Here is a 14729-nt window from a genome sequence, read left to right on the forward strand (position 1 = left end):
CTTTCTCAGGAGCCGATGAACTGTTGCCCGGAGATCGAGCGAGACTGCTCGCCGTCGACGCCGACCGGGATATCACCCTCGAGGGTGGTGCGGTACAACACACGGGTGACGTCGAGATGGTTGAGGTCGCCCGGGGCCAGGTGCGCGGTGGCGCGGTTGTCCCAGAACGCCAGGCTGCCCTTCTCCCAACGGAATCGGACGGTGTAGGCCGGGTTCGACAGTTCATCGAACAGCAGCTGGAGGACGGCATCGCTCTGGGCAGGACTCAGACCGACGATGTGGGTGGTGAAGCCGGGATTGACGAAGAGCACCTTCTCGCCCGTCACCGGGTGCACGCGCACGACTGGATGCTCGGTAACCAGCGGCGCATTGGCGACCTTCTTGGCGTAGTCGCTTTCCTCGTTCCATGCCGGACGGCTGCCGCCGAACCGGTGCACGGCCCGCAGGCCCTCGACGAACTTGCGCAGCGAATCGGGCAGGTTCGTGTAGGCCGCCGCGAGATTGGTCCAGCTGGTGTCCCCGCCGCGCTCCGGTGCGATCTCGGCGCGCAGCAGTGAGGCGGCTGGCGGGTTGATCAGCGCGGAGACATCGGTGTGCCAGTCGTTGGTGTAGGTGAACTTCTTGACCCCGAAACGCTTTTCGTAGAGACGGCTGTCGACGGCCAGGATTTCGGGGAATTCGGTGGGCGCGTCATCGTCGTAGGGGTGCGAGGGCGTAACGGCGCCGAACCGCCGAGAGAAGGCGATATGTTCGGTGTGGCCGATGTGCTGGTCGCGGAAGAACAGCACCTTGTATTCGTAGAGGGCCGCGGTGATATCGGCAACCTCCTGATCGGTGAGCTCTGCCCGCAGGTCGACACCGGCGATCTCGGCGCCGATATGTCCGGCGACGGGCGTGATCTGGACGGTGGTGGTCGTGGGCTCGCTGACAGTGGTCATGGTCGTACTTTCTTCGGCGATGGTTGGGGATGGTCGGCGCAGCACGAACGACAACCACTGCTGCCCATTCGCATGAAGTCGACGGCGCGCCGCCTGGTCAGGCCGGGACTCATGCGCCGAGTTCGGTTCGGACCTGCGCGAATTGGCTTTCCACCGGCGCCAACCCGTAGTGCCCGCGCAGGGTCGTCGCGGTGTAGTGGGTGCGGAACAGGCCGCGCTGCTGCAGGATCGGGACCACCCGGTCCACGAAGTCCTCGAGTCCGCCCGGCAGATACGGCGGCATGATGTTGAAGCCGTCCGCGGCACCGTTGTCGAACCAGGACTGCAGTTCGTCGGCGATATCGGTGGGTGTGCCCGCGACGGTGCGGTGTCCGCGTCCGCCGCCCAACTTCCCGATGAGCTGGCGTACCGTCAGGTTCTCGCGCTCGGCGAGCTCCTTGACCAGCGTGAATCTACTCTTGCCTCCCTCGATTTCGCTCTCCGCAGGCAGCGGCGGCAGCGGTGCGTCGAGTGCGTGTTCGGTGAGATCGACGCCGAGCAGCGCGGACAGTTGTCGCAGTGCGTAATCCGGGGAGATGAGGTCGGTGAATTCCTGCTCGAGAGCCAGTGCTTCCTCGCGGGTGTCGGCGATGAACGGCACCAGGCCGGGCAGCACCTTCAGCTCATCGGCCGAGCGACCGTACTTGGGCAACCGCGCCTTCAGATCCCGATAGAACGCCTGTCCCTCCGCAAGCGAGCGCTGTGCGGTGAAGACGGCCTCGGCGTAGCGCGCGCCAAAATCCTTACCGCTCTCCGACGATCCCGCCTGCACCAGCAGCGGCCGACCCTGGGGGCTGCGCGGCGAATTCAGCGGGCCGCGCACCGGGAACCGATCGCTGGCGTAGTCGATGGTGTGCACCTTGTCCGGATCGGCGAAAATGCCCTCGTCCGGATCGAGCACGATCGCCGAGGACTCCCAGCTGTCCCAGAGCCGAACGGTGACATCCACGAACTCCTGTGCCCGTTCGTAGCGCCTGGCGTGTTCCGGAATCGCGTCGAAGCCGAAGTTGAAGGCCTCGTCCTCGTTACCCGAGGTGACGATATTCCAGCCAGCCCGACCGCTGCTGATGTGATCGAGTGAGGCGAATTTGCGGGCCAGGTTGAATGGTTCGTTGTAGGTGGTCGACGCAGTCGCGATGAGCCCGACCCGCTCGGTCGCCGCGGCGATAGCGGCAAGCAAGGTGACCGGCTCGAACACGGCCAGGGTATTGCGCTTGATCCGCGGTCCGACGGCCAACCCGTCGGCGAAGAAGACCGAATCGAGTTTGCCGCGTTCGGCGATGCGTCCGAGTTCCTGGAAGTGCCGCACATCCAGTACCCGGCGCTCCTCGGTCCGGGGATGGCGCCAGGCCGCCTCGTGATGTCCGACGCCCATCAGGAAGGCATTGAGATGGAATTGCTTGCGGGGTAACGACATCGGAATCCTTAACGAGAGGGCTCGGCGCGCCAGCGGGACAGGCGGCGTTCCAGAGCGACGAGTACGCCGTTGAAACCGAGCCCGAGCAGCGAGATGGCGATGATGCCCGCATACATATTCGGGATCGAGCCCTGGTAGCGCAGTACGGCTTTGCCGTCGGCATTGGTGCCCGGCTCGGATTTGCCGCAACCGGCGAGCACCGCGACCGCGGTGGGAATGGTGAGCGCGGCGGCCACCGCACGGAAGAACCGCGGCCGGGTTTTCTGGGACAGCGTCATGGAAGTTCTTTCACGGAATGCGCGACTGCCGCAGCGCAATAAGGCTCGCCACAGCGGCAGGTAAGCGCGGAGGATTACCTGATTCGACCAATGCAGTGGCCTATTTCGGCGACCGCGGATTCAGGCGCGACAGACTCCATGGGACATGCGCATGAAATCCACCGTGCGACGGCGGATCAGCGCAATGGATTCGATCATGTCAACGACCTTCGTGGGATGGGGATAGAAGCGGCGACCCCGCGGCTTTGTGTCCATCGTGGGGTCAACCGGCGTGTACGACAATGCCGATTTCACATTGTGAAAATCACCGTGAGTACAACTCCGCCGGCGCATCGGCAATGGCGGCGGTGGACTGGAACAGTGGCCCGATTCGGCCCGCGATCTGGCGCATAGCAGGCACGATGCCGCGCACCAGCTCCTCGTTCAGTCGCGCCGAGCGGGCCTGCACACCGAGCGCGCCCCACACCTGCCTATCCGGTCCGAGCACAGGCACCGCGACCGAGCGAACCGGATCCTCGCGCTCGATGATCTCCACGGCGAAACCGGTGCGCCGCACGCGATCCAGATCTACCAGCGGCGTCGGTCGTCGCTCGACGCCCTCGAAAACGGGCGCGAAGGCGAGCAGAGCCTGGCCGACGGCGCTGGAGCGCAGCGACTGACGGGCTTGCGGCAACTGGTTGGGGCAGAAGTACACCGGCGGACGCGCCTGGAAGACACTGACCGCGTCCCGGTCGTCGGCGACGCTCAGGCTGACGGTGATCTTGATGCCAGCGGCCAGTGCGTAGAGGTGCGGTGCGGCCGCGTCGATGCCCAGCCGCGATAACGCGGGCCTGGCCAGCGAGGCGAGCCCGTGTCCGATTCGATAGCGATCGGTCGCCGGATCCTGCTCCAGCAACCGGCCCCGCACCAAGGCCTGGGCCAGCCGATATGTCGTGCTGACCGGAAGTCCGGCTCGGTGCGCCAATTCACTTACCGACAGTTCGGGATCGTCGCCCTCGAAGCAGTTCAGTACGTGAATCGCACGGTCGACCGCTTGGGCACCCGAACGGGGTTGCTCGGCGTCAGTCATGGTTCCTCCTGATATTCCGACCGATCGGGATGTGGCCAGAACTATCGCCGGATGATCCGGGCGCGGCAATGGTTCTGCGCCCGCTGCGCCGATTCCTCGCGCGGGAATGTCGGCAACGTCAAATCGCGCTGATTCGAAGGGTTTTGCGATCCCGACGACGCTCACAGAATTGAATTCCCGCGCTGACCCCGCATTCCGCCGATGATTGCCGCCCTGGCAATCCCGACGTATCAGGAGCAGACGCATGAGTGAACTCTGGCAGACCAGTACCGATGTACTGGTCATCGGCGGCGGTCCGGCCGCCGCATGGGCGGCCATCCACGCCAGAGAGGCGGGTGCCGAGGTGACCCTGGTGGATAAGGGCTATTGCGGAACCAGCGGCGCGACAGCACCTTCCGGCACCGGCGTCTGGTACGTCGCCCCGGAGGAGACCGCCCGTGTCAATGCGAAGGCCAGCCGAGAGGCGCTCGGCGGACATCTCGCTGATCACTATTGGATGGATCGGGTCCTCGATCAGACCTACACCAACATGAATCGACTTGCCGTCGAAGGCAAGTACCCCTTCCCGACCGATCCGGCGACCGGCGAACAGTTGCGCACCGGGGTGCAGGGGCCGGAGTACATGCGCCGGATGCGCGCGTGGGTCAAGCGCGTCGGCGTCCGCATCCTCGACCATTCACCGGCTCTCGAACTGCTCGTCGACGATGCGGGCACGGTTCGCGGCGCGGCCGGATACCAGCGTCAACTCGATCGCGACTACCGCATCGCGGCAGGCGCGGTGGTGCTGGCCAGTGGCGGTTGCGCATTTCTCGCATCTGCGGTGGCTTCACCGGTGGCGGCAGCCACAATTCGGCATGGGCGATGTCGTCGGGTAGTTGGGCCGGTGCGGGTGCGGCACGGTTCGCGCTCGGCTCGTCTCGACCTGACACCCGTTGTGCGCGGCGCGGGACGAACCGGCCTGCGGCCCAGCGATTCCCCTACACTCGATGCCGCCGAGGTTGTCGAGGCAGCGCAGGCCGAGCTGATTCCGTTCCAGAAGAACTACCTGCGCCATGGCGAACGACTGCGACCCGCGCTCGACGCGCTCGACACCCTCTGGGAGCGCGCCAGTAATGAGCTCGGTGGGCGCACCGGTGACGATCGCATCCGGGCCAGGCAGGCCGCCGCCATCACCGCGGTCGGTCGGCTCATGTACGAATCGAGCCTGGCGCGCACCGAGACTCGCGGTATGAGCAAGCGCGCCGACCATCCGGAACAGGATCCGGCACAGCGACACCACATCCTGTCCGGCGGCCTCGACGCCGTGTGGACCGAGACCGCCGAGGTCGCGTCATGATCGAAGTCGTACTAGCCCACGCTTGCATCGGCTGCGATAAGTGTGTGGATGCCTGCCCGACCAACGTATTCGACCGCACTGAATCCGGAATCCCGGTCATCGCACGGCAATCCGACTGCCAGACCTGCTTCATGTGCGAGGCCTACTGCCCCACCGACGCCCTTTACGTCGACCCCGAATCAACCCCGCTACCGCCCGGCAGCCCGATCGCTCAGGATCAGATCGGCCGCTACCGCGAGAAGATCGGCTGGGGCAAGGGACGCACGGCGGGCAGTCTGGTCGCCATCGGCCCACGCTTACCGCACGGCGCACCGCCGCCCCGCCTGATCACCTGACCGCACCCCCAAGTATGTGGCTCGGTCAGCGGCGGTAGCCGATATTGCCGCATGGCGCACTCTCGCCAGCGGTGCTAACCGCGGTAGCCGAGTTGTTCGAGGAGACCGTCGAGTTGAACTTCGAACAGCTCGGCCCGGTCGGTGAAGGTGTCGGTGCCGTACTGGTCGAAGACGTCGAAGGTTACGGCGCCGAACAGGCCGACCCACATGGTGATGCCGCGTGCGACGAGCCAGTCGGGCAGGTCGTGATCGAACGCGGCCTTGATATCGGCAAAATTAGCTGTGAGTGCGGCCGATAACGGACGCTGCTCGGCCGGTGGGGTGAGCAGGTCGGCGCGGTAGGCGCGGGCGAAGAGGGTTTGCATGGTCGCGATGACCCGCGTGCCGGGGACGGTGGTCTGCTCGGCGGGGGCGTCGTAGCCCGGCACTGGTGTGCCGAACAGGAGTCCGTAGCGGGCGGGCTCGGCCAGCGCCCAACCGCGGACGGTACGGCCGACGATGCGCAAGCCCTCGATCGGATCGTCGGGGGCATCGGCCAGTGCCGCATCGACCGCGTCGCCGAGTGCGTTATATCCGTCGATCACCAGCAAGGTCAGCAGTTCATCGCGGCTGCGCACGTAGCGGTATACCGCAGACGACACCACACCGAGATCGCGGGCGACCGCGCGCAGCGAAAGAGCGGCCGCGCCACCGGTGGCCAGGTGTTCGCGTCCGATCCGGACGATATCGTTCATGGTCTGGGCCCTGGCCCGGGCACGCGGTGTCGTTGCCATACCTATCACGATGCGCGCTGTAGAGAGCAATGTCAACTAATGCGAGCACTGCTCTTGACTTTGGTTCGGATCGGTTGCATGCTTATTCGCAACAGAGAGCACTGCTCGCCAAAGTAGACAAGGACTCACCATGTCGGAACTGCATATCGTCACCGGGGCCGGGCCCACCGGAACCACCATCGCCGAGCAATTGGCCGCGGCAGGCAAACAGGTCCGGGTGCTGACGCGTTCCGGGAGCGGCCCCGATCATCCACTCATCGAGCGGCGCAAGGTCAATGCGACACTGCCCGAACAGCTTTCGGGCGAGTTCGAAGATGCGACCGCCGTCTACCACTGCCTGGGCGGTTCGGAATACACGGCGAAGGTCTGGCGCGCAGAGCTGCCACCAGCCGAGCGCGCCGTGCTCGATGAAGCCGAAAAGGCCGGCACAGTAGTGGTTTTCGCGGAGAACGTCTATTCCTACGGCAAGGTCGACGGTCCGATCACCGAAAGCCTGCCCCGCAATGCCGATTTCGGTAAACCCAGCGTCCGGACCCAGCTGGTGCGCGCTCGCGAGGCACACGCCGCCGCGACGGTGAGCGTCGCCGCCGCGGACTTCCTCGGCCCGTATGTGCGGGCGTCGCTGGCCGGGGAGCAGGTCTTCGTCCCGATCCTCACCGGCAAGCGGGTGCAGGCACTCGGCAAACTCGACCTCCCGCACTCCTACACCTATATGCCCGACCTCGCCGCCGCCATGATCCGCGCCGCCGCCGACGAGTCGGTATGGAATTCCTTCCTGCACGCTCCGACCGCGCCGCCGATCACCCAGCAGCAACTCTTCGATGCGATCGCCACCGCCGCAGGAGTCTCGGCCCCGAAGGTCTTCGCGGCACCGGCCGCGCTGCTGCGCATGCTGGGCCTCACCAACGAAACGATGCGCGAGCTGGCCGAGATGAATTACCAGGTCACGCGGCCGTTCGTACTGGATTCGTCCGCCAGCGAGGCCCGCCTCGGCCTACGTCCGACGCCGATCGACGAGGCCATCGCGGCCACCGTCGCCTGGTGGCAGACCCAGCTCTGAGCATTTGCTACTCGGTAGTAGTGTTACCGGTGTCACTGGCGACACGGATCGAGGAGCACCACATGGACCAGCGAGAAACGGATTTCGACGTACTCGTGGTCGGTTCGGGATTCGGCGGCAGCGCCACCGCGCTCCGGCTGATCGAGAAGGGCTACCGGGTCGGTGTGCTCGAGGCCGGTCGACGCTACGCCGATGACGAACTGCCCGAAACCAGCTGGGATCTGCGTAAATTCCTGTGGGCGCCCAAGCTCGGCTGCTACGGCATTCAGCGCATCCACCCGCTGCGCAATGTGCTCATCCTCGGCGGCGCGGGGGTCGGCGGTGGTTCGCTCAACTACGCCAATACGCTCTACGTGCCGCCGGAGCCGTTCTTCCACGATCAGCAGTGGCGCGATATCACCGACTGGCGCGCCGAGCTGACCCCGTACTACGAGCGCGCGAAGAAAATGCTCGGCGTGGTGCAGAACCCGCATATGACACCGGCGGACGAGGTGTTCAAGAAGGTCGCCGACGATTTGGGTGTCGGCGAGACCTTCGTGCAGACCCCGGTCGGCGTCTTCTTCGGCGAGCCGGGAAAGACCGTGGCGGATCCGTACTTCGGCGGTGTCGGCCCGGACCGCACCGGCTGCCTCGAATGCGGTGAATGCATGACCGGCTGCCGTCACGGCGCGAAGAACACTCTGGTGAAGAATTACCTGTACCTCGCGGAAAAAGCTGGCGCACAGGTGATTCCGATGACGACGGTGACCGCGATCCGGCCGCTGCCCGACGGCACCTGGGATGTCTCGACCGAGCGTACCGGCACGTGGTTGCGCAAGCGGCCGCAGACCTACACCGCAGGTCAGGTCGTGCTCGCCGCGGGCACACTCGGTACCCAGAAGTTGTTGCACGCCATGCGGGATCGGGGCATTCTCCCCGAATTGTCCGACCGGCTCGGTCAACTCACGCGCACCAACTCCGAGTCCATTGTGGGCGCCGCGACCCGCAAGGTGAACCCGGACGTCGACTTCACCCGCGGCGTCGCGATCACGTCATCGATCCACCCGACCCACGACACCCATATCGAGCCGGTCCGCTACGGCAAGGGCTCGAATGCGATGGGGCTGCTGCAGACCCTGATGGTCGACGGCGGCGGGCGGGTGCCGCGCTGGCTGCGCTTCCTCGGCCAGGTGGTGCGAAACCCGTTCACCCTCATCAGTTTCCTGAGCGTGAAGAACTGGAGTGAGCGCACCATCATCTCGCTGGTGATGCAGCACCTCGACAATTCGATCACCACCTACACCAAGCGCGGCCTGTTCGGCCGCAAGCTCACCAGCAAGCAGGGCCACGGCCAACCCAATCCGACCTGGATTCCGGCGGGCAACGAGGTGACGCGCAAGGTCGCCGAGGAAATCGGCGGTGTCGCGGGCGGCAGCTGGGGCGAAGTCTTCAATATCCCGCTCACCGCGCACTTCCTCGGCGGCGCCCCCATCGGCGCGGACCGCGACACCGGCGTAATCGATGCCTACCACCGAGTTTTCGGCTACCCGACCCTCAGCGTCGTGGACGGCGCCGCCGTCTCCGCGAACCTCGGCGTCAATCCGTCGCTCGCCATCACCGCCCAAGCCGAACGCTGCGCCGCCTATTGGCCGAACAAGGGCGAACAGGACCTGCGCCCCGCGCAGGGGGTTGCCTATCAACAGATCCAACCGATCGCCCCCGGTAACCCTGCCGTTCCCGCCGACGCCCCGGCCGCCTTGGTCCTGCCGATCGTCGAAATCCGCACCCCCAAGTCCGCCGCCAGCTGAACGCGGACATTTGATCCGACACCGATGCACAGCTCGATGTCGTAGTCGCGCAATAACTTTCACGCGACTGTGGCACCTGCCAGGTGCCGATCCGCAGATACGTCACCGTGCTTCGAGCGGGCGATTGATCGGGTCAGTTGCGGACGATCAGGACCGCGCATGCGACGACCAGGGCCAGCACGATCGCGGCGAGGCCGAAGACGAGGCGGTGGTTGCGCAGCGTCGGGATCACGCGGTCGACGGCGTAGCGGCCCGGACCGGTGAGGGCGAGCGATGCGGCGGCGAGGGTGAGGATCAGTTCGTATTCGATCCCCTTCGGGGCGAAGAAGCCGCCGCCCCATTTGACGGCGATCGCGTTGAGCAGGGTCCCGACCAGTGCCGCGGCGGCGAGCGGGGTGAGCAGGCCGATGGCGAGGGCGAGCCCGCCGAGGGTTTCGCTGAGGCCAGCGACTACGGCCATCGCCTTGCCCGACGGGTAGCCGCTCATCGTGAAGAATGCGCCGGTGCCGTCGAGACCGCCGCCATTGAACCAGCCGAACAGTTTCTGAGCGCCGTGCGCGGCCATGGTGAGTCCGACGGCCACCCGCAGAACCAGTAGGCCGAGATCGTAAGTGTGTGTGGGCGTGGCAGTTTCGGTGTGCGCGGCAGGGGCGGCGATGGTCGCGGTCATGAGATGCCTTTCGTGGTGCGGTGGATTCAGCCGAGCTGGATGGAGCGCCGGGCCATGCCCAGCCAGAAGCCGTCGATGACGGTGCGTTGGTTGGTGAAATCGTCCGCGCCCGCACCGAGGGCCACGAACAACGGTGCGAAATGGTCGGTGCGCGGATGCGCGAGATGTGCGGCCGGGGCTTTGTTCTCGAAGTCGAGCAGGGCGTCGAGATCGTGGGCGGCGAGGGTTTCGCGGCCCCAGTCGTCGAATTCGGCGGTGAAGTTGTAGACGTGCTCGTCGCCGGTGGTGATGGCGCGCAGGTTGTGAGTGAAGAAGCCGCTGCCCACGATCAGCACGCCCTCGGCGCGCAGCGGCGCGAGCCGACGGCCCACCTGCATCAGCCGCTGCGGATCCAGCGTCGGCATCGACAGCTGCAAAACCGGGACATCGGCCTCGGGGTACATCTCCTTCAGCGGCACGTAAGCCCCATGGTCCAGCCCACGATCGGGCACATCGACGACGCCGCCGCCGCCGAGCAATTTGCGCACCTTGTCGGCAAGTTCCGGCGCTCCCGGTGCGGCGTATCGCACCTGGTAGTAGCGCTGCGGAAAACCGCCGAAGTCATAAATCAGCGGCACCGTCGTGGTGGCGCCGAGTGCGATCGGCGCGGCCTCCCAGTGCGCGGAAATCATCAAAACCGCCGTTGGACGCGGCAATTCACGCGACCACGCGGCGAGCTCACCGGGCCACCGTGGGTGATCGGCCAGTGGCGGGGCTCCGTGTGAGAGGTAGAGCACCGGCATCTGTCCGGCCATGGCTGCTCTCCGTCCAACTAGTTCAAATTTGAATCCAGTGGAGACTATAGCGTGTTGTTCAAATTTGAACAACATCGGTAGGATGGCCGCCGTGGCTGACGCGAAATGGCTGAACGAGCGGGAGATGCGCACCTGGCAGGGTTTCCTGGCGGCGGGTGCGCTCGTCGGCCGTCAGGTCGAACAGCACCTCAAACAGGAGGGACTCTCGCACACCCAATACGAAGTTTTGGTCCGCCTCGCCGCGGCACCGGAGGGCCAACTACGCATGACCGAATTGGCCGATGCTCTGTATACCTCGAAAAGCGGCCTGAACTACCAGGTCACCCAAATGGAGCAGGCCGGTCTGGTACGCCGCGAAGCCTGTCCCACCGATGTCCGCGGCGTCATCGCCAACCTCACCGCGGCCGGACGCGATCGCCTCGAACAGATCGCCCCCGGCCATGTCGAAACGGTGCGTCGCGTCCTCATCGATGTGCTGACCCCCGAACAACAAGAGGCCATCGCCGCCGGTCTCGGCGAGGTCGCCCGACGGCTCAGCTGAGATGCGCACCCCGGGCGATCGCCACCCAGCAACGACGTGGTGCAGCGAGAACGGAAATCCGACCAAAGCAGGACAGCGTACGCGACCTCGGGGCGATGTCACCGGCATTGGGAACGCCGCACAATCAGGGCCGTAAGAAATCTGTTGGGAAACTCTAAGCCCGGCCGGATTTGATGCCCAGGTACGGATGTGACGCTGATGGTCGCAGATTCGAGCCGAGAACGGAGAAGATAGTGCCGACGACGTTTCCGAGTTCCGTCACCGAGGCCGCATCGGATACGGTGCAGGACTGCCGCCGACGTGGCTGGACGGTCGCGGAAACGACCAATGGTGTCTGCCTGATCACCGACGAGCAGATCTCGGCCATCGAACTCACCGGCGCACTGGCCGCCACCGTGCGCCGGTATCTTCGGGCCAACAACCTGTCCGGTCCGGTGATCGAAATCCCTGGTCCGCAACGCCGCGAGATTCATCTGGTGGTCGGTGCGGCCAAGGCGGCCATGGCGATCGGCGCACTGCGCGGCCTCGGCGCGCTCGTTCACACCGACGGTGCGAGCATCCCGCTCCCGCCGACCCGCCTGTCGGCCGGTTCGGCCTGCTGGGGGATTTCCCCGCGGGAGGCCCGTTGGGTTCCGCCGGTGGTCGCGATCGCCGCCGCGGCGCGGGCCGCCGAATTCGGCCGCAAGCGGCATGTCACCGATCTGGCGAGCTGAGCGACGTCGGAACCGATTCCGCTCGACCAGTCGTCGGCGTCGCCTCTTCGTTGTCGGCAACGGCTTCGCGGACAACAACTTTCCGCTCGATCCGCCACAGCCAGGCCGGTGCCCGCCAGCAAGCGTCGCCGAGCAGCTTCATGGTCGCGGGGACGCTCCACCCGGCACCTCCGATCGGCAAACGGCACTACTCGCGCCGAACGTAGGTCGGAATCACGCTGCGGCGGAACCGGTCGACCGGAACTTGGGCAATCTCGTCAGCTGTCGCCGAAACACCTGGTATCCGCCACAACACGTCCGCCGGAACCGACCTGCTCCTGGGTTACCGCGCGTTTGTCCGTAGCAGTTCCGGACTCTCGCGCATTTCATGCCGCCGCTCGCCCACACTGGATTTTGTGGCAACTAGGGACCGGTCGGTGCGAAAAGGTTGGCACAACGCGGTTGTGAACGTCCCACAACGTGAACCGGTTATCCACTCGGCAGGGCATCTGCGCCCGGTGCCGTCTGACCATCCCCTCCGCGGTCAGACGGCGGCAACTGACGCGCGAGGACATCGGCAGTCGAGATGTTGTTACCATTTGGATGATAGACGCATCCGAATGTGCATGACAACGCCGAACGGGGCACGATCGCCGCGCCACCAGCTACATCTGGGCCATTCGTAGCGCCGTGCGCAAGTATCGAACCGGTACGCTGCGCGGTGCCGCAGGAAGCAAGGGAACAGCGAAGGGACCGATGGTTCGTCTGACGAGGGCACAGCAGCAGGACGCCACCCGCAGAAAGGTGTTGGCCGCGGCCAAGTCCGAGTTCGCGCAGCGCGGATTCCGCGGCGCGACGGTCGACGGCATCGCCGAGCGCGCGGATATGACACGCGGGGCGGTCTATTCCAATTTTCCGGGCAAGCGGGCGCTGTACCTCGCGGTGCTCGCACACGAAGCCGAACAGGCTCCCGCGACCGTCGGCGGCGCGAAGGCGGAGACGCCAGCCGCCGCGCTCGGCGCGTTCGCGAGTACCTGGCTCGAGCAACTGCCGCAGTCGAGCCAGTACGAGTACGGCGAGGACGAACAGTTCACCTCCCCCGCGCTCAGCGTCGATTTCGTACCCGAGGTGCTGATGAGCGAACAGATCCGTCGACCGTTCGCGCAGCTGCTGGCGCTCGACGCGCTCCTGCTCGCGGTATCGCTGCGGTCGATCAGCCAACCGACGTCGGCACCGCTGGAAAGTTTTATGGCCAGTGCCGAATCCGTGCTGACGATCCTGTACGGGACGACCCAGCTGTCCTACGTCGCACCCGAATTCACCGATCCGGCGCGCGCCATCGCGTTGTGCGAACAGGTCGCGCTACTCGGCGGTGTGAAGACGCCCAGCCCACCGTCCCCCGCCGACGCGCAGGTCACGCGGGTCGACGAGCCCTGGGAGCCGCCGAGTTGCACCGACCGCGTGCGCGCCGACTCGGCCAGGCTCGACGGCAACGGCCTGATCGCCGTCGTCGGCATGCACCGGATCGCCACCATCGAAGCGGCGCTGTCCATCTGGCCCGAGGACACCGACATCACGCTGGCACTGGTGAGCGATCGTCCTGCGGAACTCGGCCCGCTGGCAAGGCTGGCGATCGCCGATATCTGCCGGTCATTGCGCCACGCATTCCCGACCTCGGCGCTACCTCGGCTCCAGGTCGTCGTCGATGATGCCGGAACACTCGCTGCCGCATGTGGATTCGACCGGGTCGATGATAATTCCGAGTTCGCGGTCACCATCGAGAACGGCCGCATCACGATGCGGGCCGAGGGACGGGGCGCAGGCAAGGCCGCCGCTACCGCGTACGCGAGTTCATCGACTGCGGACCGAGCGTGAGTCTTCCAGGGTGCCGAGCGTTTTCGCCAGCGCCTGGCAGGCACCGGCGCCCGTCGCCCGCGCCACCACCCGTTCGCCATCGATGAAGACCGCACTCTCGGTGTCGTCGTCGACGATATCGACCCCGCATGCGCGGGCGAGTTTGCCGGACTCGTCGAGCACCACCTGCATGCCGGGAACTGCGGGGCACGGAAATGCCGCGCGCAGGGACCGGCTGATATCGCTGACCGCGAGGCGAGCCAGCTGTGCCACCTCCCGCCCGTCGGCGGTAGCCATCGCGATCGTGGTGCGTCCTCCGCTGGGCTGGTCACGCAGGATATCCGCGATGGCGCCGAGCTTGTTCATTCCCAGCACAGCAACGACATTCGAGCCCGAAAGGTCGGCTGCCACCGTATGGACGAGGTCGAGGCACGTTGGTGGGGTCCACGGTTCGTCGACGCCAGCCACCGTGACGGTGCCCGCCGTAGCCCGCGTGGTGTCGTCGATCCGGTGCTGCACCATCTGCTCACATGCGGCGATCACTTTCGCTCGGTCCACGAATTCCGGTGCCACGAAAGATAATTGGGTAGCACCGTAGAGCAGGGTGATCACCGATTCGGCGATGCCGAGCCAACGGCCGGGCAGTACGGTCCCACCGCCGCCGTCCAGGCCGGCCAGCGCCAGACCGAGGAGGATAGCGTCCAGTTTGATCAGCTGCACGAACGAGCCGCGCAGACATTCGTCGACGACGAGTTCGGGGATGAGGTCGTGGGCCAGCATTGGAGATCGCAGCTGCGAGAGGCCGCCCACCGGATAGTTTGCCGAACCGGGGAGCCGGTCGACCCAGGTCCGGGCGAATCGGCCGATGGCCGCTACCGGCGTCTGAGCGGGGCGACCATCCAGCAGTTCCGGCGCCCGCTCGGCTTCCGCGGCCAGCACGGCCAGGTACAACGCCCGCTTACCAGCGAAGTTGGAGTACACCGCGCCGCGGGTGAGTTCCGCGCGCTCGGCGATGTCATCCACCGTCGCCCCGCGAAAACCGCGTTCGGCGAATTCCGCTTTGGCAGCCGCTAGGACCCGGTCGCGATTGCGTTGCTGCAATGCGGCTCTGCTCTGACGACCCATCGGTTCTCCACCAACCGTTCT

Annotated in this window: 14 protein-coding genes and 1 pseudogene; 7 read left to right on the forward strand and 8 right to left on the reverse strand. The window is 65.9% G+C overall.

Features of this window, described 5'->3' with window-relative positions; genetic code table 11:
- Positions 1-5: 5 nt before the first annotated feature.
- From ACQP2U_RS21395 to ACQP2U_RS21410, 4 genes and pseudogenes are all read right to left on the reverse strand, one after another.
- Positions 6-938, reverse strand: a complete 933-nt coding sequence (locus ACQP2U_RS21395) for a TauD/TfdA dioxygenase family protein (RefSeq protein WP_433716289.1) — start codon at positions 936-938, stop codon at positions 6-8.
- Positions 939-1047: 109 nt separating this feature from the next.
- Positions 1048-2394: an LLM class flavin-dependent oxidoreductase gene (locus ACQP2U_RS21400; protein WP_433716290.1), complete on the reverse strand. Its 1347-nt coding sequence runs from the start codon at positions 2392-2394 to the stop codon at positions 1048-1050.
- Between the two features lie 8 nt (positions 2395-2402).
- A pseudogene (locus ACQP2U_RS21405) lies at positions 2403-2519 on the reverse strand (ABC transporter permease); the annotation flags it as partial.
- Between the two features lie 457 nt (positions 2520-2976).
- On the reverse strand, positions 2977-3741 hold the full coding sequence (locus tag ACQP2U_RS21410) for an IclR family transcriptional regulator (protein WP_433716291.1): 765 nt from the start codon (positions 3739-3741) through the stop codon (positions 2977-2979).
- 244 nt (positions 3742-3985) lie between these two features.
- Here ACQP2U_RS21410 and ACQP2U_RS21415 point away from each other — a divergent pair, with 244 nt between their 5' ends.
- On the forward strand, positions 3986-5077 hold the full coding sequence (locus ACQP2U_RS21415; protein ID WP_433716292.1) for an FAD-dependent oxidoreductase: 1092 nt from the start codon (positions 3986-3988) through the stop codon (positions 5075-5077).
- Positions 5074-5412 carry a 4Fe-4S dicluster domain-containing protein gene (locus ACQP2U_RS21420; protein ID WP_433716293.1) on the forward strand — a complete coding sequence of 113 codons (339 nt, stop codon included), beginning with the start codon at positions 5074-5076 and terminating at the stop codon, positions 5410-5412. Before ACQP2U_RS21415 ends, ACQP2U_RS21420 begins: the two co-directional genes overlap by 4 nt.
- Before the next feature lie 74 nt (positions 5413-5486).
- Here the strand turns inward: ACQP2U_RS21420 and ACQP2U_RS21425 are convergent, their stop codons facing one another.
- The gene (locus ACQP2U_RS21425) at positions 5487-6185 is read right to left on the reverse strand and encodes a TetR/AcrR family transcriptional regulator (RefSeq protein ID WP_433716294.1); all 699 of its coding nucleotides are present in this window, start codon (positions 6183-6185) and stop codon (positions 5487-5489) included.
- Between the two features lie 130 nt (positions 6186-6315).
- On the opposite strand from ACQP2U_RS21425, the gene ACQP2U_RS21430 reads away from it, so the two are divergent.
- Positions 6316-7245, forward strand: coding sequence for an NAD-dependent epimerase/dehydratase family protein (locus ACQP2U_RS21430; RefSeq protein ID WP_433716295.1), 930 nt, complete (start codon positions 6316-6318; stop codon positions 7243-7245).
- A 62-nt stretch (positions 7246-7307) separates the two neighbouring features.
- Entirely contained in the window at positions 7308-9032 is a 1725-nt protein-coding gene (locus ACQP2U_RS21435) for a GMC oxidoreductase (RefSeq protein ID WP_433716296.1), read from the forward strand.
- 133 nt (positions 9033-9165) lie between these two features.
- Here the strand turns inward: ACQP2U_RS21435 and ACQP2U_RS21440 are convergent, their stop codons facing one another.
- The gene (locus tag ACQP2U_RS21440) at positions 9166-9702 is read right to left on the reverse strand and encodes a DoxX family protein (protein ID WP_433716297.1); all 537 of its coding nucleotides are present in this window, start codon (positions 9700-9702) and stop codon (positions 9166-9168) included.
- Positions 9703-9728: 26 nt separating this feature from the next.
- Entirely contained in the window at positions 9729-10496 is a 768-nt protein-coding gene (locus tag ACQP2U_RS21445; protein ID WP_433716298.1) for a dioxygenase family protein, read from the reverse strand.
- Positions 10497-10587: 91 nt separating this feature from the next.
- Here ACQP2U_RS21445 and ACQP2U_RS21450 point away from each other — a divergent pair, with 91 nt between their 5' ends.
- The 3 genes from ACQP2U_RS21450 to ACQP2U_RS21460 all read left to right on the forward strand — a co-directional run bounded on the left by ACQP2U_RS21450 (position 10588) and on the right by ACQP2U_RS21460 (position 13604).
- A complete protein-coding gene (locus ACQP2U_RS21450) occupies positions 10588-11037 on the forward strand; it encodes a MarR family winged helix-turn-helix transcriptional regulator (protein ID WP_433716299.1) in 450 nt (149 codons plus the stop codon).
- A 233-nt stretch (positions 11038-11270) separates the two neighbouring features.
- On the forward strand, positions 11271-11750 hold the full coding sequence (locus tag ACQP2U_RS21455; RefSeq protein WP_433716300.1) for a hypothetical protein: 480 nt from the start codon (positions 11271-11273) through the stop codon (positions 11748-11750).
- Between the two features lie 735 nt (positions 11751-12485).
- Positions 12486-13604, forward strand: coding sequence for a TetR/AcrR family transcriptional regulator (locus ACQP2U_RS21460; RefSeq protein ID WP_433716301.1), 1119 nt, complete (start codon positions 12486-12488; stop codon positions 13602-13604).
- Here the strand turns inward: ACQP2U_RS21460 and ACQP2U_RS21465 are convergent.
- Positions 13581-14708 (reverse strand): TetR/AcrR family transcriptional regulator, encoded by a 1128-nt coding sequence (locus ACQP2U_RS21465; protein WP_433716302.1) that lies wholly within the window; start codon positions 14706-14708, stop codon positions 13581-13583. The two genes, ACQP2U_RS21460 and ACQP2U_RS21465, sit on opposite strands and share 24 nt — an antisense overlap.
- Between the last annotated feature and the right edge of the window lie 21 nt (positions 14709-14729).

This window comes from Nocardia sp. CA-084685 (assembly GCF_050955785.1).
Lineage (GTDB): Bacteria > Actinomycetota > Actinomycetes > Mycobacteriales > Mycobacteriaceae > Nocardia.

Excerpts from the sequence above, each read along its gene's own strand:
- ACQP2U_RS21395 (WP_433716289.1), bottom strand. The coding sequence starts at position 938 with ATGACCACTGTCAGCGAGCCCACGACCACCACCGTCCAGATCACGCCC.
- ACQP2U_RS21400 (WP_433716290.1), bottom strand. The coding sequence starts at position 2,394 with ATGTCGTTACCCCGCAAGCAATTCCATCTCAATGCCTTCCTGATGGGC.
- ACQP2U_RS21410 (WP_433716291.1), bottom strand. The coding sequence starts at position 3,741 with ATGACTGACGCCGAGCAACCCCGTTCGGGTGCCCAAGCGGTCGACCGT.
- ACQP2U_RS21415 (WP_433716292.1), top strand. The coding sequence starts at position 3,986 with ATGAGTGAACTCTGGCAGACCAGTACCGATGTACTGGTCATCGGCGGC.
- ACQP2U_RS21420 (WP_433716293.1), top strand. The coding sequence starts at position 5,074 with ATGATCGAAGTCGTACTAGCCCACGCTTGCATCGGCTGCGATAAGTGT.
- ACQP2U_RS21425 (WP_433716294.1), bottom strand. The coding sequence starts at position 6,185 with ATGGCAACGACACCGCGTGCCCGGGCCAGGGCCCAGACCATGAACGAT.
- ACQP2U_RS21430 (WP_433716295.1), top strand. The coding sequence starts at position 6,316 with ATGTCGGAACTGCATATCGTCACCGGGGCCGGGCCCACCGGAACCACC.
- ACQP2U_RS21435 (WP_433716296.1), top strand. The coding sequence starts at position 7,308 with ATGGACCAGCGAGAAACGGATTTCGACGTACTCGTGGTCGGTTCGGGA.
- ACQP2U_RS21440 (WP_433716297.1), bottom strand. The coding sequence starts at position 9,702 with ATGACCGCGACCATCGCCGCCCCTGCCGCGCACACCGAAACTGCCACG.
- ACQP2U_RS21445 (WP_433716298.1), bottom strand. The coding sequence starts at position 10,496 with ATGGCCGGACAGATGCCGGTGCTCTACCTCTCACACGGAGCCCCGCCA.
- ACQP2U_RS21460 (WP_433716301.1), top strand. The coding sequence starts at position 12,486 with ATGGTTCGTCTGACGAGGGCACAGCAGCAGGACGCCACCCGCAGAAAG.
- ACQP2U_RS21465 (WP_433716302.1), bottom strand. The coding sequence starts at position 14,708 with ATGGGTCGTCAGAGCAGAGCCGCATTGCAGCAACGCAATCGCGACCGG.